The organism is Aeromonas sp. R3-1, from assembly GCF_040908345.1.
In the GTDB taxonomy this organism is placed as follows: Bacteria; Pseudomonadota; Gammaproteobacteria; order Enterobacterales; family Aeromonadaceae; genus Aeromonas; species Aeromonas veronii.
Map to the genome: position 1 here is coordinate 21,475 of NZ_JBFODN010000230.1, position 19,933 is coordinate 41,407.

General features: G+C 60.0%; 14 protein-coding genes and 1 pseudogene. 10 read left to right on the top strand and 5 right to left on the bottom strand.

Features of this window, described 5'->3' with window-relative positions; all coding sequences use genetic code 11:
* Positions 1–399: 399 nt before the first annotated feature.
* The 4 genes from AB5Y85_RS14890 to AB5Y85_RS14905 all read right to left on the bottom strand — a co-directional run bounded on the left by AB5Y85_RS14890 (position 400) and on the right by AB5Y85_RS14905 (position 6,669).
* A complete protein-coding gene (locus tag AB5Y85_RS14890) occupies positions 400–2,301 on the bottom strand; it encodes a DEAD/DEAH box helicase (protein WP_005337260.1) in 1,902 nt (633 codons plus the stop codon).
* A gap of 180 nt (positions 2,302–2,481) precedes the next feature.
* The gene (locus tag AB5Y85_RS14895) at positions 2,482–2,943 is read right to left on the bottom strand and encodes a hotdog fold thioesterase (protein WP_245099277.1); all 462 of its coding nucleotides are present in this window, start codon (positions 2,941–2,943) and stop codon (positions 2,482–2,484) included.
* Positions 2,944–3,109: 166 nt separating this feature from the next.
* Positions 3,110–3,598 (bottom strand): hypothetical protein, encoded by a 489-nt coding sequence (locus AB5Y85_RS14900; RefSeq protein ID WP_257687448.1) that lies wholly within the window; start codon positions 3,596–3,598, stop codon positions 3,110–3,112.
* Positions 3,598–6,669 carry an FAD-binding and (Fe-S)-binding domain-containing protein gene (locus AB5Y85_RS14905; RefSeq protein ID WP_368221683.1) on the bottom strand — a complete coding sequence of 1,024 codons (3,072 nt, stop codon included), beginning with the start codon at positions 6,667–6,669 and terminating at the stop codon, positions 3,598–3,600. Before AB5Y85_RS14905 ends, AB5Y85_RS14900 begins: the two co-directional genes overlap by 1 nt.
* Before the next feature lie 167 nt (positions 6,670–6,836).
* Here AB5Y85_RS14905 and AB5Y85_RS14910 point away from each other — a divergent pair, with 167 nt between their 5' ends.
* The 4 genes from AB5Y85_RS14910 to AB5Y85_RS14925 all read left to right on the top strand — a co-directional run bounded on the left by AB5Y85_RS14910 (position 6,837) and on the right by AB5Y85_RS14925 (position 12,048).
* On the top strand, positions 6,837–7,763 hold the full coding sequence (locus tag AB5Y85_RS14910) for a cation diffusion facilitator family transporter (protein ID WP_005361338.1): 927 nt from the start codon (positions 6,837–6,839) through the stop codon (positions 7,761–7,763).
* A 299-nt stretch (positions 7,764–8,062) separates the two neighbouring features.
* Positions 8,063–9,598: a TerC family protein gene (locus AB5Y85_RS14915; RefSeq protein WP_257687446.1), complete on the top strand. Its 1,536-nt coding sequence runs from the start codon at positions 8,063–8,065 to the stop codon at positions 9,596–9,598.
* A 195-nt stretch (positions 9,599–9,793) separates the two neighbouring features.
* Positions 9,794–10,915 carry an alkene reductase gene (locus AB5Y85_RS14920; protein WP_257687445.1) on the top strand — a complete coding sequence of 374 codons (1,122 nt, stop codon included), beginning with the start codon at positions 9,794–9,796 and terminating at the stop codon, positions 10,913–10,915.
* 146 nt (positions 10,916–11,061) lie between these two features.
* Positions 11,062–12,048 carry a zinc-binding dehydrogenase gene (locus AB5Y85_RS14925; protein WP_257687444.1) on the top strand — a complete coding sequence of 329 codons (987 nt, stop codon included), beginning with the start codon at positions 11,062–11,064 and terminating at the stop codon, positions 12,046–12,048.
* 111 nt (positions 12,049–12,159) lie between these two features.
* Here AB5Y85_RS14925 and AB5Y85_RS14930 read toward each other — a convergent pair whose 3' ends face one another.
* A complete protein-coding gene (locus tag AB5Y85_RS14930; RefSeq protein ID WP_257687443.1) occupies positions 12,160–13,224 on the bottom strand; it encodes an adenosine deaminase in 1,065 nt (354 codons plus the stop codon).
* A gap of 197 nt (positions 13,225–13,421) precedes the next feature.
* Between AB5Y85_RS14930 and AB5Y85_RS14935 the strand changes: the two genes are divergently transcribed.
* From AB5Y85_RS14935 to AB5Y85_RS14960, 6 genes and pseudogenes are all read left to right on the top strand, one after another.
* Positions 13,422–14,171 carry an HAD-IIA family hydrolase gene (locus AB5Y85_RS14935; protein ID WP_005337281.1) on the top strand — a complete coding sequence of 250 codons (750 nt, stop codon included), beginning with the start codon at positions 13,422–13,424 and terminating at the stop codon, positions 14,169–14,171.
* A 54-nt stretch (positions 14,172–14,225) separates the two neighbouring features.
* Entirely contained in the window at positions 14,226–15,800 is a 1,575-nt protein-coding gene (locus AB5Y85_RS14940; protein ID WP_257687442.1) for a cation:proton antiporter family protein, read from the top strand.
* 143 nt (positions 15,801–15,943) lie between these two features.
* Positions 15,944–16,312: a cupin domain-containing protein gene (locus AB5Y85_RS14945; protein ID WP_257687441.1), complete on the top strand. Its 369-nt coding sequence runs from the start codon at positions 15,944–15,946 to the stop codon at positions 16,310–16,312.
* A gap of 192 nt (positions 16,313–16,504) precedes the next feature.
* Positions 16,505–18,169 carry an asparagine synthase B gene (gene asnB, locus AB5Y85_RS14950; RefSeq protein WP_021231446.1) on the top strand — a complete coding sequence of 555 codons (1,665 nt, stop codon included), beginning with the start codon at positions 16,505–16,507 and terminating at the stop codon, positions 18,167–18,169.
* Between the two features lie 250 nt (positions 18,170–18,419).
* Positions 18,420–18,944: an acyloxyacyl hydrolase gene (locus AB5Y85_RS14955; RefSeq protein WP_368221688.1), complete on the top strand. Its 525-nt coding sequence runs from the start codon at positions 18,420–18,422 to the stop codon at positions 18,942–18,944.
* 227 nt (positions 18,945–19,171) lie between these two features.
* Positions 19,172–19,735: pseudogene (locus tag AB5Y85_RS14960) on the top strand (IS3 family transposase); the annotation flags it as partial.
* Between the last annotated feature and the right edge of the window lie 198 nt (positions 19,736–19,933).

Here is a 19,933-nt window from a genome sequence, read left to right on the forward strand (position 1 = left end):
CCACTCGATATGAATAATGGCTGCCAGCCAGACAAAGCCTCTGAGCGGCCACCTAGTCGCCACCCCTTACAACCGCCGGAGTCAGCGGGCACAATGCTGTCACTCCCCATCCAACCATCCGCCCAAGTGCACACGTCCCAACGCTTGCCAATACAAAGAAACGGCTGCCAGCTCAGACCTATGGCAGAACGGCGGATGATACCCAACCACGTCACAACCGCCTGTCGAGTAGAAAGGTATTCTCTCTTTCCCCGACATCCAGTTATCAAATAGTGGCCATCATGCGCTCCCCCATGTAACGGCCTACACCGATCTGGCGCTCATTCAGAACACAGGGTAAACCGCAGGCAGAAAAAAAGGCCGCTCAATGAGCGGCCTTCTTCATAACGGGATCAGCAATCAGCTTTCGCGACGCTTGCCACCGAATTTGCGATCTTTGTTGAAGCCACCTTCACGGCGCTCCCCGCTCTTGTTGAACGGACGGTCACCCTGGGGACGGCGATCCTTGTTGAAAGGACGGTCGCCACGGAACGGACGATCACCACGGGGCGGACGGCTGCTGGTGTTGCCACCGGCCGGCACTTCAGTGTAGCGAGTGATCTGCAGCGGACGCTGGCAAACACGGGCTTTCTTGATCACTTCCAGTACATCGGCGGTCATGCCTTTCGGCAGATCGACGGTGGAGAAGTCATCAGCGATGTCGATGTTGCCGATGAAGCGGCTCTCGATGTTCGCTTCGTTGGCGATGGCGCCTACGATCTGGCCCGGCTTGACGCCGTGATGGGCACCCACGTCTACGCGATAGCGCTCCATCTCCACATCCGGGTTGTCTTTCAGCGGACGCGGTTCGAGGGACGGCATGCGACGGGCAGGACGATCGCCACGGTCACCGAAGTCACGACCACCACGGTCGTTGAAGTCACGGCGCTCGAAGCCACCACGATCGTTGCCAGCGTTCAGCAGCGGATCCGGAATGGAATCATCCAGCAGCAGCGGTTGGTCACCCTGTACCAGCTTGGCCAGTGCGGCAGCCAGCTCCAGCGGGTCGGCAGAATCTTCTTCGATCAGCTCGTTTACCAGGTTGTGGTAGATCTCGAGCTCTTCGCCCATCATGGTTTCGCGGATGCGCTCTTTGAACTTGGCCAGACGATGCTGGTTGATGTCCTCGGTGCTCGGCATCTTCATCGGCTCGATGGCCTGACGGGTTGCGTGCTCGATGGCGCGCAGCATGCGGCGCTCGCGCGGAGCCACGAACAGGATGGCCTCGCCCTTGCGACCGGCACGACCGGTACGGCCGATACGGTGTACGTAAGATTCGGTGTCGTACGGAATGTCGTAGTTCACTACGTGGGTGATACGCTCAACGTCCAGACCACGGGCGACAACGTCGGTGGCGATCAGGATGTCCAGCTGGCCCTGACGCAGCTTGTCGACGGTACGCTCACGCAGTTTCTGCGGGATGTCGCCGTGCAGCGCTTCACAGGCGTGACCACGGGCGGCCAGCTTGCCAGCCAGCTCTTCGGCAGCGTTCTTGGTACGTACGAATACCAGCAGGGCTTCGTAGGATTCCACTTCCAGCAGACGGGTCATGGCGTCCAGCTTGTGCAAACCGGTTACCTGCCAGTAGCGCTGGCGAATAGTGGTAGCGGTAGCAGTCTTGGAGGCGATCTTGATCTCTTTGGGCTGCTTCAGGTGCTTCTGGGCCACGCGACGGATCTGCTCGGGCATGGTGGCAGAGAACAGGGCAACCTGACGAGTGCTCGGGCACTGCTCCATGATCCAGTCAACGTCGTCGATGAAGCCCATACGCAGCATTTCATCAGCTTCGTCCAGAACCAGAGCTTTCAGGCCGGAGAGATCCAGGTTCTTGCGACGGATCAGATCCATCACACGGCCCGGAGTACCGACGACAACCTGAGCACCGCGACGCAGGGCGCGGGTCTGGGTTTCGTAGGAGGCACCGCCGTAGATGGGCAGTACATGGAAATCAGGCATGTGGTGGGCGTAGCGTTGGCACGCTTCAGCCACCTGCAGCGCCAGTTCGCGGGTAGGCGCCAGCACCAGGATCTGGGTGTTGCGGTTACCAGCTTCCAGACGAGACAACAGAGGCAAGGCAAAAGCAGCGGTCTTCCCTGTACCGGTTTGCGCCTGCCCCAGCAGATCGTGTCCCGCCATCAGGTGGGGAATTGCTGCGGCCTGGATCGGTGACGGGCGCTCATAGCCCACGTCCTGCAGCGCTTTCAATACAGGCGCGGCCAGTCCAAGCTCACTAAAAAGGGGCAGTTGTTCGGTATCAGACATAGATTCTTCCAGATTAAGGCAGGCGGCTAACACCGCGGAATAGCAAAAAGGCGGCGATTATAGCGCCACTTTGTTCTGCTGTCTTGAAAAATGTGATAAGCCTCTCAAGACGTTGGCAATTATAGAGGGATCTGACGAGTATGGCTTGCTTATTTTGCACTCATAGTGCGTTATTGCAGATCACTCCTCGCTGGAGTCCTTGCCCCGCTTGTGTTTGAGCACCGCCATGGTCAGTCTGCTGGTGCATAATAAACGCTCACGTTCGTCCCGAATTTCAATCTGCCACACCTGGGTCGTCGCCCCCAGATGGAGCGGTGTGCAACGCCCGGTTACCACCCCTTCCCGTTTGGCTCGCAGATGGTTGGCATTCACCTCCAGCCCCACACAGTAGCTATCTGGCCCGACAGCCATATTGGCGGCAATCGATCCCAAGGTTTCCGCCAGCACCACAGATGCGCCGCCATGCAGCATGCCAAGGGGCTGGTGCGTACGGTGATCCACCGGCATGGTCGCTTCAAGCCAATCGGTGCCAAAAGCCCTGTAGACGATATCGAGATGGGCCATCAGGGTGTTGCGAGAGGTGGCGTTGAGCCCCTCCAGACTCATGGGTTTACGCCAGATGGGCGCAATATCGTGACTCATTGCGAGCAGACTCCTTTGTAAGCGATGAATGCGTACCGATATGGGTGAAACGCCCTCCATCGGCAAAATGGTTCGGTTATATGAGTTGTTGGTTACCGGGTGACGTGGTAACAACGCAGCCCCGCCCGGAGCTGCGTGTTACACAATCATGCCCTTAAGCGGGATGTCACCAGGGGTAGGTAACGCCGGGCCACTCGGACCAAGGCACTTCTCGCCCCGGCAGACGGGGTTCTGGCCACTGCCACACCCTGGCGAGCCAGTCGCGCAGCTGAATCTCCAACTCCTCATCCGTGATAGGCGCCTCGGCCACCTTCCAGAAGAAGAGCTCCACCGCTACCTCTGGCAACACCGAGGGGTAGAGATAAACCCCACCCCAAAATTGCGGCTCCCGATCCGGACTCCAGAGGCCATAGGCGAACGAGCGCTTGGCCAGAAACTCCGACTGCTGCCACTCCAGATCTCCTTCGTGCTGGCTCAGGCTGAAGTTAGCGGAGGGCCAGATATCGTTCGGCCGAAACAGCTGATGGAGCTGCTCGCGCTCGCGCAACATGGCAACAAACTCCACCACCGCCTGAGCGGGAGTGGCGGGTAACAGCAAGAAACGTGGGTGCCGATAGGCCTTCGGCACCCTAAACCGCTTGGGAAGCGTCAGCATCAGAGCAGCTCCAGCAGGGCTTGCAATGGATGTTTGAGCTTTTCCCCCTCCATCCGCTTGACCTGACTGCGACACGAATAGCCGGTCGCCAGACAGCGCGCTTTGGGCAGGCGGGCGAGCGGGTCGGCCCAGCTCAACCCATAAATCCCCTTGGAGTTCTCCACCTGTTTGACGTCGTGACCATAGGTGCCCGCCATACCGCAGCAACCCACAGAGACTGGCTGCAAGCTGGCCCCGAAGCGGCCAAACAGGGTGCTCCAGTCGCCGTGGGTCAAGGGCTTGGCGGTCTTCTCGGTGCAGTGGGCAAAGAGATACCAGGGCTCGCCCCCCTCCTCCCTCTTGGTCTTGTCGGTGCGAGCAGGCAGTTGATCTGCTGGCAGCGAGAGCAGCCACTCCTGCGGCAACAACACCTGAAAATCACCGCGGGCCGACCCCAGCGCCTTGGCATACTCGTCGCGATAGCAGAGCACCATGGCCGGATCCACCCCCACCATGGGAATGCCAAGCGCCGCCACCTTGTTGAGGAACTGGGCGCTGTTGGCCGCGGTACGGGCAAAGGCGCGCAGGAACCCCTTGATATGCTGGGGTTTACCGTTGGGTTTAAAGGGCAGCAGGTAGGGCTGGAAGCCGAGCTTGCTGGCGAGTTTCACCAGGTCGCGCACCACAGGGGCGTCGTAATAACTGGTGAAGGGGTCCTGCACGATGAGCACAACCTGCTTGCGCTGCTCGGCACTCATCCGCTCCAGACCCGGCAGATCAAAATAGCGGGCGCGGTTATCGTGCAGACTCTCGGCCAGGGTCGGCACCGAGAGCAGCGGCACATCGACCATGCCGATGCTCTTCTCGGTCGCCTTCTGGGCCCACTCTTTTTCGAGGAAAAAGTTGACCAGCTTCGGCGCCTTGGCAAGCAACGGCGCATAGCTTTCAACGGTACCGACGAAGTAATCCTTCGGCGCACGCAGGTAGCGGCCGTGATAAAGCTGCATAAAGCGGGCGCGAAAATCGGGCACATCCACCTTGATCGGGCACTGGCTGGTGCATGCCTTGCAGGCCAGACAGCCCGCCATCGCCTCCATCACCTCGTGGGAGAAATCATACTCGCCGCGCTGTTTAGCCCAGCTGTTGCGCACCTTGTCCACCAGCTGTTTGAAGCGCACACCACCGGATTGCAGTGCCACCTCTTCCGCCAACGGATCGAAGCCCTGCTCTGCCAGCTGACGCAGCCATTCGCGCATCAGGCCCGCCCGCCCCTTGGGGGAGTGGCGACGATCACGGCTGATCTTGACCGAGGGGCACATGGGGGAGTCGGTCTCGAAGGTGAAGCACAGACCATTGCCGTTACAATCCATGGCACGGGTGTAGCTGGTTCGCACCGCGAGCGGGATCTGGCGGTCAAACTTGCCGCGCTTGGGCCCATCCACCGACACCAGCTCGGCATCGCTGCCATAGGGGATACAGATCTTGCCCGGGTTGATACGGTTGGCCGGGTCGAACGCCCCCTTGACGCGCTGCAGCTCCTCCCACAACTCGCCAAAGAAGGCGGGGCTGTATTCGGAGCGAAAGCCCTTGCCATGTTCCCCCCACATCAGGCCGCCATATTTGGCAGTGAGCGCTACCACCTGATCGGAGATGCGGCGCAGCAGCACCTCCTGCTCGGGATCGCACAAATCTAGCGCCGGGCGCACGTGCAGCACACCGGCATCGACGTGGCCGAACATGCCGTAGTCGAGGCCGTGGGCATCCAGCAGGGCGCGAAACTCCATGATGAAATCGGCCAATGACTCGGGCGGCACCGCGGTATCTTCGGTGAAGGCCACCGGCTTCTTGCGTCCTTCGGCGTTTCCCAGCAGCCCCACCGACTTCTTGCGCATGGTGTAGATGGTCTCGATGCTCGGCAAGTGGTCACACACCTGATAGCCGATGATCCCTGCCTCGCCCTTGGCCAGCAGCGCGTCGATACGACGGCAGAGCTCCGCCACCTTGGCCCTGTGTTCTGCCTCGTCGGTGTCGGCAAACTCGACGATGTTGAGCCCCTGCAGATCCTTGCCGGGCACATCCTGAATAAGCTCTTTCACCGAATGCCAGATGATGTCGGCGCGGGCCAACCCGAGCACCCGGGAATCCACCGTCTCCACTGATAGCGCCTGGGCCTCAACCATAAAGGGGGCGTTGCGCAGGGCGGAGGGGAAACTGTCGTACTTGACGTTGACCAAGGTGCGGTAGCGCGGGATTGGCGTGATATTGAGTTTGGCTTCGGTGATAAAGCCGAGAGACCCTTCAGATCCGCACAGCACCCGGCTCACATCCAGCGTGTCGGTATCGGGTTGATAGAGGTGCTTGAGATCGTAACCGGTCAGAAAGCGGTTGAGCTTGGGGAAGGTCGCCTCGATGTCGGCGCGGCGCTCCTTGCCGATGCGATAGAGGGTGCGATAGATCTCCCCTTCCCGATTCTCCAGCGCCAGCTTGTCGGCCAGTCGCTCACCGGTCAGCGGCTCGGTAGCCATCAGGTCGCCGTTCTCCAGCACCGCTTTGAGCCCCAGCACGTGATCCGAGGTTTTGCCGTAGACCAGAGACCCCTGCCCCGAGGCGTCGGTGTTGATCATGCCGCCTAAGGTGGCGCGGTTGGAGGTGGAGAGATCCGGCGAGAAGAAGTAGCCGTGGGGCTTGAGATAGACGTTGAGCTGGTCTTTCACCACCCCGGCCTGGGCGCGCACCCACCCCTCATCCAGATTAATTTCCATGATCTGGTTCATATAACGGGAGAGATCGACGATAATGCCGCCGCCCAATGACTGACCATTGGTGCCGGTACCGCCACCACGAGGGAAAAAACTCAAGGAGGCGAACGCCGGCTCTGCGGCCAGCTTGAGCATTGCTGCTATGTCGTCCGCACTGCGCGGATAGAGAACCGCCTGAGGTACTACCTGATAGACGCTGTTATCCGTCGCCATCGCCAACCGGCTTGCATAAGACTTTTCGATATCACCACGAAATGCGCTGCGCTCTAGCAACTCAAGAAACTGCAGGGTTGCGGGTGACAAACTGTCCTGGTAATCGAGTCTCGGGATCATGAATCCTTGTTCCCATCCTTTGCTTGATGCCGGCACGCCGGCGACAACGACTGGCCAGCCGCCTGTCAATGGCAGTCAGGCCAGTCCGCTCACATGTGAGCGGGCAGTATATCAGCTAGAAAACCGCTTGCGCTTGGCAATATTCACCATTTGAAAGGAGGACTTTTATGGCTCACCACAGCCATGTTATCAGTACGCTGGTCACCACCGAAAAACAGGCGCTTACCCTGTCGCTGTTCGGTTGTATCACCTTTGCCATCTTCGGCATCGGCTACGGCCTCTTCGTCGGTTCCAACGCCATCATGCTCGATGGTATCTTCACCCTGTTCAGCATGGGCATGACAGGCCTCGGTCTTGTTACCGCCTATCTCGTTACCCGCCCTTCCGATGCGCGCTTCCAGTATGGCTACGCCCACTTCGAGCCCATCACCAACGTCATCAATGGCACCATTATTCTGCTGCTCTGCCTTGGCGCTCTCTATAGCGGCATCACCACCCTGCTGGATGGCGGACGGGAGATCGATCTCGGCCACGCCCTCATCTATGCCGCCGTCTCCACCTTCTTCTGCGCCATCATCTATCGCATCGAAGCCCAGGTCGCCGAGCAGGTAGACTCCGAGCTGGTGCGGGTCGACTCCAAGGAGTGGCTGGTGGATACCCTGCTCAGCGCCACCCTGCTTATCGGTTTCGTGGTCGCCATCGGCCTCGATGCCATCGGCTACGGCCAATACAACCGCTACATAGACCCGGTGCTGGTCTCGCTACTGGCCCTCTGTGCCACCCTCATTCCCATCAAGGTGCTCGGTCGCAACCTGCGGGAAGTGTTGAAGATCGCCCCCAAGGGAGATGTGCCACGGCAAGTAGAGCAGGAGATCGAAGCGCTGCGCCAGCGCCACGGCATCGAGTGCTACAGCCATCTGGCCAAAAGCGGTCGCCGCTTCGATCTGGAATTGAACATTCTGGTGGCGCCGGGTCAGGAGTGGCCCGTCGAACGTCAGGATGCCCTGCGCCAGGAGCTCTGGTCTCGCCTTGGCGACACCCTGGGGGATGCCTGGCTCTCGGTCTGTTTCACCCGCGAAAAGCGCTGGTTGTAACGACCGCACGGGGGAGAGCGGCACCGCCGCCTCCCCTGTCGCATCACAACCCCATCACGCCTCGCTGACGCTGCTCTTGCCAAATTGGCGCCAGCCGCTATCATCAGGGCTCATTTTTCACCCGAGGTTTTATTGCCCATCATGGACAATCCCCGAAGTTGCCCTTCGTCTCTCTCTGTCAAAGCCTATCTTTTTCTGCTTAATCAGCGCCTCTGAATAACACCTTTGCCTTGCTGTTACTGCGGCCATCGTGCGCCGTGATCACTCTCTGCTCTGTCTGTTTTTATTGAGGTCATACAATGGAATTGCTGATGGATCCCCATATCTGGATTGGTCTGTTTACCCTGATCATTCTGGAAATCGTGCTGGGGATCGACAACCTGGTCTTTATCGCCATTCTGGTGAAAAAACTGCCCCCCGCCCAACGGGACAAGGCCCGCGTCATCGGCCTGTCGCTGGCCCTGCTGATGCGACTTGGGCTCTTGAGCGTCATGTCATGGCTGGTCACCCTGACCACCCCGATTTTGCACCTGTGGGATCACCCCTTCTCCGGTCGGGACCTGATCCTGATGGGAGGCGGCCTGTTCCTGCTGTTCAAGGCTACCTCCGAGCTGCATGAGCGGCTGGAAGCCAAACCCCAGGATGACGGCCCGGTCGGCGCCTACGCCAGCTTCGGCGTGGTGATCGCCCAAATTCTGGTGCTCGATGCGGTCTTCTCGCTCGACTCCATCATCACCGCCGTCGGCATGGTGGAACACCTTGGCGTCATGATGGCCGCCGTAACCATCGCCATGGTGGTGATGGTGCTCGCCTCCAAGCCGCTGACCCGCTTCGTCAACGCCCACCCGACCGTGGTGGTGCTCTGCCTGAGCTTCCTGCTGATGATCGGTTTCAGCCTGGTGGCGGAGGGCTTTGGCTTCCATATTCCGAAGGGCTACCTCTACGCGGCCATCGGCTTCTCGGTGCTGATCGAGTTTTTCAACCAGCTGGCCCAGCGCAGTGCCATGCGTCACGAATCCAAGCTGCCCCTGCGTGAGCGCACCACCGCCGCCATCTTCAAATTGATGGGCAGCAAGGCCTATCGGGATCAGCCGGATGACGATCTGGATGCCCCGGCCGTAGCGCCGGTGAGCTTTGGCGAAGAGGAGCGCTATATGGTGACCGGCGTACTGTCGCTGGCCGAGCGCTCCATTCGCACCATCATGACCCCGCGCTCTGAGATGGCCTGGATCGATATCAACGACTCCAGCGACGAGATCCGCGCCCTGTTGCAGCGCGAGCCCCACAGCCTGTTCCCCATCTGTGACGGGGATCTGGACGAGGTGATCGGAGTGGTCAAGGCGCGCGATCTGCTGTTTGCCTTGAACGAAGGGCAATCTTTGAGCGAACTGGCCAAGCAGAACGATCCCATTATCGTGCCGCAGACCATCAACGTGATCCGCCTGCTGGCGGAGCTGCGCAAAGCCAAAGGGAGCCTTATTCTGGTCTCCGACGAGTTTGGCGTGATCCAGGGGCTGGTCACCACCCACGATCTGCTGGAGGCCATCGTCGGCGAGCTGCCGGATGAGGACGAAACCCCGGATATCGTGCGCGATGGCGAAGGGTGGCTGATCAACGGCAGCACCAACATCCACCATGTAGAGCAGGTGCTGGAGCATGAGGGCCTGGTGAGCGAGAGCGATGAATACGTGACCCTGGCGGGCATGCTGCTCTCCCACTTCGGCACCCTGCCCACCCCAGGTCAGCAGTTGCAACTGCAGCAGCTCAACTTCGAGGTGATCGAGGTGAGCGAGCGGCGTATCGAGCGGGTGAAAGTGATGCCCGCCACAGCTTGAGCCTGCCTCCAGCAGAATACAGAAGAGGGCCAGACGGTCCTCTTTTTTATGCTTCAACTTTATGCCTCAACGCCTCTTTCCCGACGGTTTGCACTGATTGCTGCATCAAGCACAATTCTCTTGTGCAATTACCCCCCTTTTTCACAACAAGATGGCGGCATAAAGTGGCCTCACTTCCACCATGAGGAACTCAAGATGAGCCACGATCACCTGTTCTGCCCGCTGCGCCTCGGCCAGCTGCATCTTGCCAACCGCATCGTCATGCCCCCCATGACCCGCTCCCGTGCCAGTCAGCCGGGTGATGTGGCCAACGCCATGATGGCGAGCTACTACGCCCAGCGCGCCGAGGCGGGCCTGATCATCAGCGAAGGCACCCAAATCGACCCCATGGGCAAGGGCTATGCCTGGACGCCGGGCATCTACAGCGCCGAGCAGATCGCTGGCTGGAAGCTTGTGACCGATGCCGTGCACGCCAAGGGGGGCACCATCTTCGCCCAGCTCTGGCACGTGGGCCGCGTCACCCATCCGGATAACATCGGCGGCGCCCAGCCCATCTCCGCTTCAGCCCTGCCCGCAGTGGGCGTCAAGGTGTTCGTCGATAACGGCAGCGATGCGCCGGGCTTTGTCGAGACCGTCACCCCGCGCGCCATGACTCAGGCCGATATCGATGCAGTGGTGGGCCAGTTCCGTCAAGCGGCTCGCAACGCCATCAGCGCCGGTTTTGACGGCATCGAGCTGCACGCCGCCAACGGTTATCTGATCAACCAGTTCCTCGACTCCGAATCCAACGCCCGCACCGACAGTTATGGCGGATCGCTGGAAAACCGGTTGCGCTTTCTCAAAGAGGTAACCGAAGCGGTCTGCAGCGAGATCGGGGCTGACCGGGTCGGGGTGCGCCTTGCGCCGCTCACCACCCTCAACGGCACCGTCGATGCCAACCCGCAGGAGACCTATCTGGCCGCCGCCCGCCTGCTGGGCCAGCTCAATGTCACCTACTTGCACATCGCCGAAGCGGACTGGGACGATGCCCCCCTGATGCCGGAGAACTTCAAGCAGGGTCTGCGCGATGCCTTCCCCAACACCCTGATCTACGCCGGAAAATATGATGGCGAGCGGGCTCGCGCCGCCCTCGACGCGGGCTGGGCCGACATGATTGGCTTTGGCCGCCCCTTCGTCGCCAACCCGGATCTGCCGAACCGGCTACGCCACGGCTATCCGCTGGCCCCCCACGATCCGGCTACCCTGTTTGGCGGCGGCGAGAAGGGGCTGACAGACTACCCCGTCTACCAGGCCGATGACGCAGCGACCAGCTGCTGATTGCCAATGGCCAACCGACCACGTAACGCAGGCCCCACTGGTTGGGGCCTGCCGTATTGTTGCCCATTCGCAGCAGTGGCAGTTTCTCTATATTGCTGTTGCAATGATCTCGTTGTTCTCTCCCCTCGCTTTCACAAGGAGTCATCATGAATCACACCCAAGCCTGGTGCTGGCATGCCCCCGGTGAACCGACCCAGCTTACCCTCGTCGACCTGCCCCTGACACCGCTCGCCCCTGACGAGGTGCTGGTGGCAAACCGGGTCATCGCCTTCAATCCGGTGGACTGGAAGCTGATCGAATATGGCCACTCCAACTGGCACGACGGTCAGGTGCCCGGCGTCGATGGCATGGGCACTATCGTGGCCCTCGGCGCCAACGTCAGCCATCTGCGTCTCGGTGCCCGGGTCGCCTACCACACCGATCTGCGCCACCACGGCAGCTTTGCCCGCCACACCCGGGTACCAGCCCGCGCCCTGCTGCCAGTGCCCGATGCCCTGAGTGACGAGGCGGCAGCCGCCCTGCCCTGTCCCGGCCTCACCGCCTGGCAGGCGCTGGCCAAGTTGCCGCGCCTGCACGGGGAAGCACTGCTCATCACAGGTGCCGGCAGCAGCGTCGGCCGCTTTGCGGTGCAGCTCGCCCTTAAACAAGGAGCGCGAGTCTTTGCCAGCGCCAGCCCACGCCACCATCACTGGCTCAAACAAATCGGTGTGCAGGGCGTAGCCGATTATCGGGATCCCGACTGGCTGGCCACCTTGCAGACTGCCAACGGCAACGAACCGTTCGAGGGGATCATCGATCTGGTCTCCAGCCAACAGGCCGAGAGCCTGCTGCCCGCCCTTGGTTACTACGGTCATATGGTGACTGTGCTCGGGCGCATCCCGCACAATCCGCTGCCCGCCTTTAGCCATTGCCACTCCTTGCACGAGATTGCGCTGGGTGCCCAGCACGCCTTTGGCTCGGACAAACAGTGGAGCCGACTGGTCGCCGCCGGTGTCGCCATGATGGCGCAGATGGCGAGCGGCGAACTGACCCTGCCGCCGCTGATGGTCGGCGATTTCGAGGCGCTGCCCACCCTGCTCGAGCGCTTCAAGCGTGAAGGACAGGGCGAGAAGTTTCTGGTGCGAGTGGCATAACGCTGACCTTTCCCGATAACCACACCAGCCTTTGAAATAAGAGAGGCCCGCCAGTAATGGCGGGCCTCTCTTTATATAGTGCATGTCATCTCGACTTCATTGGCGCCTGACTCAGTGCAAGATCACCCCGTGAGTCGCGGCATAACTGCGGATCTCCCGGGTCAGCCGCGCTTTGTCGGCCAGAGATAGCCAGCTCGCCTCAACGGCATTGAGCGACAAGCGGCAGAGCTGACTCATGGTCGCGCCGAGGCCATCGGCCAGCGCCACAAAGTTGGCATTCATATAGCCGCCAAAGTAGGCGGGATCGTCCGAGTTGATGGTGACGCAGAGCCCCTGCTCCAGCAGCCGCAACACATTGTGCTGGGCCATATTGCCGAACACCTTGAGCCGTGTGTTGGAGAGGGGGCAGACGGTGAGCGGCAGCCGGGTATCGGCCAGATAGCGCAGCAGCTCGGGATCGTCGGCCGAGCGTACCCCGTGATCGATGCGGCATACCTGCAGCTCGTTGATCGCCTGCCAGATGTAGTCGGCAGGCCCCTCTTCACCAGCATGAGCCACCACCGGCAGCCCCAGCTCGCGGCATTTGGCAAAGACCCGGGCAAACTTGGTCGGTGGGTTGCCCTTTTCACCCGAGTCGAGGCCGATGCCGTGAATGCGTGACAAGAAGGGCATAGCCTCTTCCAACGTCGCAAAGGCATCCTCTTCACTGAGGTGGCGCAAAAAGCTCATGATAAGGCGCCAGCTGATGCCAAACTCCTCCTCCCCGGTCTGCAGCGCCCGCTCGATGCCGCCCAGCACAGTGGCAAAGGGAACGCCGCGGGCGGTATGGGTCTGCGGGTCAAAGAAGATCTCCACATGCACCACCTTGTCGGCGGCGCAACGCTCAAGATAGGCCCAGGTGAGGTCGAAAAAGTCCTGCTCGGTAATGAGCACGCTGGCACCGCGATAGTAGAGGTCGAGAAAAGATTGCAGGCAGTCAAAGTCATAGGCGGCACGCACACTGGCCACATCGGGCCAGGGCAGTGGCACGCCGTTGCGGCGGCCTAGCTCAAACATCAGCTCGGGTTCGAGGCTGCCCTCGATATGCAGGTGCAGCTCCAGTTTCGGCAGTCCGGCGATAAATTGCGCGGCGGTGAGGTGTTCGGGGGTGACTGGCTTGGGAATCGGGGTGTCCATAGCGACGGCTCCATCAGCAAAGTGATCCGGCGTCAGCCCCTCCACCAGACTGACCCGACGACAGCTTTATTGTGCACCCAAGTGGCGAGACAGGGGAGACTTGTCATCAAACAGACTTATAATGGCGTCACAAAAATCATAAATGATTGAACATCTTAACGATTGGCGGCTCGCCTGCGCCCTGACAAGGAGTTTTCATGAAGAAGAACGTCATCTGCGATATCGACGGTGTCATCCTGCACAACAACGATCTCATCCCCGGTGCTGACCGTTTCGTCCATCGCCTGCTGGAGCAGGGCAGCAAGCTCTTGTTCCTCACCAACTACCCGGCCCAGACCCAGAAAGATCTGCAAAACCGCTTCCGTTCCGCAGGTATCGAAGTGCCGGAGGAGTGCTTCTACACCTCCGCCATGGGCACCGCCGACTTTCTCAAGCGTCAGGATGGCAAGAAGGCCTATGTGATCGGTGAAGGGGCGCTGACCCACGAGCTCTACAAGGCCGGCTTTACTATCACCGACATAGACCCGGACTTCGTGGTGGTTGGCGAGACCCGCAACTACAACTGGACCATGATGCAACAGGGGGCCAAGTTCGTCGACCAGGGGGCCCGCTTTATCGCCACCAACCCCGATACCCACGGCCCCATGATGCACCCGGCCTGCGGCGCCCTGTGCGCCCCCATCGAGCGGATGACCGGCAAGAAGCCGTTTTATGTCGGCAAGCCGAGCGCCTGGATCATCCGTGCGGCGCTCAACCGGATGGAGGCCCACTCCGACGACACCATCATCATCGGCGACAACCTGCGCACCGACATTCTGGCGGGCTTTCAGGCCGGTCTCGAGACGGTGCTGGTGCTCTCCGGGGTGAGCAAGGTCGCCGATATCGACCGCATGCCGTTCAGACCGAACCATATTTTCGACTCCGTGGTCGACATCGATATCGTCTAATCACCACCCAAGCGTTAAACAGGGCAGGTCTCTCCTGCCCTTGCAGGATCTGTTATGGAACCCATTCTGATCGCCGTGGCCTTTGGCTGCGGCATGGTAGTCAATCTGATTGGCCTGCCCCCCCTGCTCGGCTTTCTGGCCGCCGGTTTTATCCTCAACGGCATGGGATATGAAAATACCCCCGCCCTGAGCGAGGTGGCCGATCTCGGCGTCACCCTGCTGCTGTTCACCATCGGTCTCAAGCTCAATATCAAGACCCTGATGCGGCGCGATGTGTGGGGCACCACCAGCCTGCACCTGCTGCTCTCCACCCTGCTCTTTACCGTGGTACTGCTGGTCTGCAAGGGGCTGGGGCTCGAGCTTGCCCTCTCGCTGGACTGGAAACTGGCGCTGCTGCTGGGTTTCGCCCTCTCCTTCTCCAGCACCGTCTTCGCAGTCAAGGTGCTGGAAGATCGCAGCGACATGAATGCCCTCTACGCCCGTATCGCCATCGGGGTGCTGGTCATGCAAGACGTGTTCGCCGTGGCGTTTCTGGCCTTCTCCAGCGGCAAGTGGCCCAGTATCTGGGCGCTCTGGGTACTGGGATTGCCGCTGCTGCGCCCGCTGCTGTTCAAGCTGCTGGAGCGTGCCGGGCACGGCGAGTTGCAGGTGCTGTTCGGGGTGTTTCTGGCGCTGGTGGTCGGGGCTGCCGGTTTTGAAGTGGTCGGCCTCAAGCCGGATCTGGGAGCCCTCATCATCGGCATGCTGCTCGCCTCTCATCCGGCTGCGGCAGGGCTTGCCAAGGCGCTCTTCAACCTCAAAGACCTCTTTCTGGTCTGCTTCTTTCTCACCATCGGCCTCAACGGTCTGCCGACCCACGACACCATGTTGCTGGCACTGGCGCTGGTGCTGGCCCTGCCGCTCAAAAGCGCGCTCTACTATCTGGTCTACAGCGGCGCTCACCTGAGGGTGCGCACCGCCCTGCTCTCGACCCTGGCGCTCACCAACTTCTCGGAGTTTGGCCTGATCGTCGCCGCCATCGCAGCCAAGGCGGGCTGGCTCTCCCACGAGTGGCTGGTGGCGGTCTCGCTTGCACTGGCGGCGAGCTTTATGATCTCTGCCCCGCTCAATGCCCAGAGCGAGCGCATTTATCACCGCATCGGCCACTGGCTGCGGGGATTGCAGGCGAGCAACCTCCATCCGGAAGACAGACCCATCGAGCTGGGCGATGCGGAGGTGATCATCCTCGGTATGGGGCGGATCGGTCAGGGGGCCTACTTCGAGCTGGAGAACAAGTACGGCAACGTCATCCTCGGAGTGGAGAACGACAGCGAGAAACTGCCCACCCTGCGCGCCCAGGGGATGAACGTCATCGAGGGGGATGCCACCGATACCGACTTCTGGGACAAGGTGCTGCTCTCCAATCAAGTCAATCTGGTGCTGCTGGCGATGCCCCACCACTCGGGTAATCTCTACGCCATCGAGAAGCTGCGCAGCCACGGGTTCAACGGCAAGATAGCCGCCATCGTCCGCTTCGAGGATGATATCGCCTCCCTGCAGGAGCAGGGGGTGGATGCAGTGTTCAACGTCTACAACGAGGCGGGCAACGGCTTTGCCCGCCATGTGATCCGCCGCTTGCAGCCGCTCTGAGTCGTCGACCAGCAGCCCTTGGCAAGGGCTCTTGGCAAGCAGGAACGCATCGTTTAAGTTATGCACAACCTCGTTTAATAAAACGAACAAACGCGGGGCCGGGATGGCCCCGCTTTCCTATCTGACGAAGCCAAGGAGGCACCATGAAGACCCTCAACGACTGGATTTTGCCGGGCCGCCACGAGGCGGCCCCTATCCCGCTGATGCCCGCCCCCGAGCGCATTAAAGCGGGCAACCCGGCGCAAACGGTGTGGAACCACTACTCCGACCCAAGCCAGCAGTTTCACGTGGGCTTCTGGAGCTGCGAGCCCGGCCGCTGGGCCATCCACTACACCGAGCACGAGTATTGCCAACTGCTGGAGGGGGATGTGGTGATCCACGACAGTCAGGGCGGCCAGCTGGCCCTCAAACCCGGCGATCAATTCGTGATTCCGGCAGGCTTTGTCGGTGAGTGGGAGACCCTCACCCCCTGTCGCAAGGTCTATGTGATCTTCGAACCCGCCTCGGCTTGACGTTCACGTCACCCTGACCCGTTGCAACAATCCTTATCCTGTTGATCTGCTTGACGCTTACGGCATGATTTTCTGCGGTTTTCCCGCTTGCAAAAGGTTTTTCCGCTAGGCATTGTGTCTGACGAGGAATGTAAATGGAATTTCGAGCCCAAACGTGGGGGGCTCATATAAAAATCAAGAGGATTACCGCCAATGTGTTCAATTTTCGGCATTCTGGATATCAAGTCCGATGCAGTAGCCCTGCGCAAATCGGCGCTGGAGATGTCCAAGCGACTTCGTCACCGCGGGCCTGACTGGTCTGGCGTCTACAGCTCCGACAAAGCCATTCTGGTGCATGAGCGTCTGGCCATCGTCGACCCGGGCAATGGCGCCCAGCCGCTCTACAACCCCGAACGCACCCATGTGCTGGCGGTCAATGGCGAGATCTACAACCACAAAGAGCTGGAGAAGAGCCTCAAGGTCGACTTCCAGTTCCAGACCAAATCCGACTGTGAAGTGCTGCTGGCCCTCTACAAGGAGAAGGGCCCGGCGTTTCTCGACGATCTCAACGGCATCTTTGCCTTCATTCTTTATGACGCCGAACAGGATGCCTACCTGATTGGTCGCGACCACATGGGAATTATCCCCCTCTATACCGGTCGCGACGAGCACGGCAACTTCTATGTCGCCTCCGAGATGAAGGCGCTGGTGCCGGTCTGCAAGAGCGTCGAAACCTTCCCGCCGGGACACTACCTCTGGAGCAAGGATGGCGAGCTCAAACAGTGGTACAAGCGCGACTGGATGGAATACAGCGCGGTCGAGCACAACGTCAGCGACAAGGCGGAGCTGAAAGCCGCGCTGGAAGCGGCGGTCAAACGCCAGCTGATGTGTGACGTGCCTTATGGCGTGCTGCTCTCCGGCGGGCTGGACTCCTCCGTCATCTCCGCTATCACCAAGCTCTATGCGGCGCGCCGCATCGAGGACGATGGCAAGAGCGAAGCCTGGTGGCCGCAACTGCACTCCTTCGCCGTAGGGCTGGAAGGGTCGCCGGATCTCGCCGCCGCCCGCAAGGTGGCTGATCACCTCGGCACCATCCACCACCAGATCCACTTCACCGTGCAGGAGGGTCTGGATGCCCTGCGGGACGTCATCTATCACCTCGAGACCTATGACGTCACTACCATCCGCGCCTCCACGCCCATGTATCTGATGGCACGCTACATCAAGGCGATGGGGATCAAGATGGTGCTCTCCGGTGAAGGCTCCGACGAGCTGTTTGGTGGCTACCTCTATTTCCACAAGGCGCCCAACGCCCGCGAATTCCACGAAGAGAACGTGCGCAAGCTCGCCTCTTTGCACCTCTATGACTGCCTGCGCGCCAACAAGTCGATGGCAGCCTGGGGTGTGGAGGGTCGCGTGCCCTTCCTCGACAAGGAGTTCATGGACGTGGCGATGCGCCTGCAGCCCGCCGACAAGATGTGTGGCAAGGGCAAGATCGAGAAGCACATCCTGCGCGAAGCGTTCGAAGATCTGCTGCCCCACGAAGTGGCGTGGCGCCAGAAGGAGCAGTTCTCCGATGGCGTGGGCTATTCGTGGATCGACAGCCTGAAAGCCATGGTGGAACAGGAAGTGACGGATCAGATGTTCGAGGCGGCCGCATTCCGCTTCCCCATCAACACCCCGCTCACCAAGGAAGCCTACTTCTACCGCGCCATCTTCGACGAGCACTTCCCGCTGGAAGCCGCCGCCCGTACAGTGCCCTACGGCAAGTCGGTCGCCTGCTCCACTCCTACCGCGCTGGAGTGGGATGCCAAGTTCAAGGAGATGGCCGACCCGTCCGGCCGCGCCGTGATGGACGTGCACCAACAGGGCTACTAAGCCAGAGCGGGGCGACCCCAGCGGCTAACGCCAGATAGCCAAAAGCCCTTCACCATGGTGAAGGGCTTTTTTTCATCTCCCCGCGGTCACGCCTGCCAAATCACATCAGACCATCGCAGCTAGTTGATTTTTCATAAATATTTAATTTTTTTACCGAGTGACCATGCATTGACAGGGAGCGCGTCGATTGACTATGCCTGAAGGGTGATCAACAGGATCACCAGGATGACAACAAGGATCGGGAGGGGGCATGGACGCTAACACTCTATCAAGGATCGCCCTGCTGACAGCACTGCTTGCCAGTCCGTCTGCAATGGCCAATGACAATATTCTTGCCCTGCAGCTGGGCAAGGCGTTCAGCAATGAAAAGCTCGACATCAAGATCGCCGATGCCAAGTTTCACCATATGTTCTGGCGCTGGGGAGACTCGGTCTGTCAATTTGGATTGGGAGCACGTGGCGGTACGCTCAAGGTAGAAGATGAAGAGACCGCCAGACTGGGGGGCGGCGCCCGTATCGAATACCAATGGGGTAACTGGGTGACCTGGCTCCCCGGCGAAATGGTCTGGCTCGATCAGTACCAATTTGGCACTCGCGGCCACGGCTACAAGGATTACGGCGGCCCCTTCCAGTTCGCTCTGGGGATCGGCCTCGGCTACGCCATCACCAAGAATTGGCTGATCGGTTATCAGTATGAGCACATGTCCAACGCCCATATGTATGACAAGAATCCGGGGCTGGACAGCCATACCCTCCATATCGAGTACCGTTTTTGACTACAAACCCATTCCTTAGACTGCAGACTGCGCTGCTGGATACAAGCAGGTGTACATTGCTCAAAACGACATGCCCATAGCCTCGTTGACCAACAGTGATATACACAAAATAGGCGTCATCGCCGACTGGCCAGCAATGCAGCCACCGAGAAAAAAAGTATCGACGTGCAGCTAGAAGAACTACCGGAGTGGCATCTGGATGCGAGAAGGGAGTGATCCGCAGAGACGACTATCTGGCTCGCAGGAGAGTGATTAACAGTAAGCGCATGCAACTGCGGCGGTTGTTCACAGCGAGCCAGAGCTCAGCAGGCCGCAACCCCTTGATGTCGGTGATGCGGATGTTGTGGGTATCAGCTTGGCCGAGTCAAAATACGTAACCTGATAAAGGAAGCCGGGCTGGCATCCAAACAACCGGGCGCACACCGCTATAGGTGTTGCACGGTCAAAACGACCAGACATTCCCAATCTGCTGGCCCGAAAAATTGATCTTCCGCAACCCAATCAAGAGTGATGTGGAGATACCACCGACGGCTGAGCAGGCGCTCGTTAGCATTACCTTGGCCGCAATGCTCGCCCTGCATAACCAGCGGGTCATGGGTTGAGCAGTGTCTGACAAACCTGATGCAGTACTGAGAACAAAAGTGCTCGATATGGACAATCTGGAGCGGGCTTTCCCCTCAGGTGTCGTTTCAATCTGCCTGGGTAACCGACACGACAACTGGGCCTTTCCGCAACGACGGTGGCACTATCGCATGACCCAGAACATGAGCCGTAGTAGTAACTGCTGGGATACTCAGTTCATTATGCTCAAGAACATCAGCCCAATCTGACCCGTGCTGGGATTGGCGAACATAATGCCTTTGCGTTGACCTGTCGATTGGATGCTGATGTTCCCTGGCATTGCTGGGCCCAGCGTCTGTGACCTAATAGGAGCCTTGTGCTGCATCTTGAGTGTCCTGTCCTGCGTATGGGGTTGGTAGTGCATATTC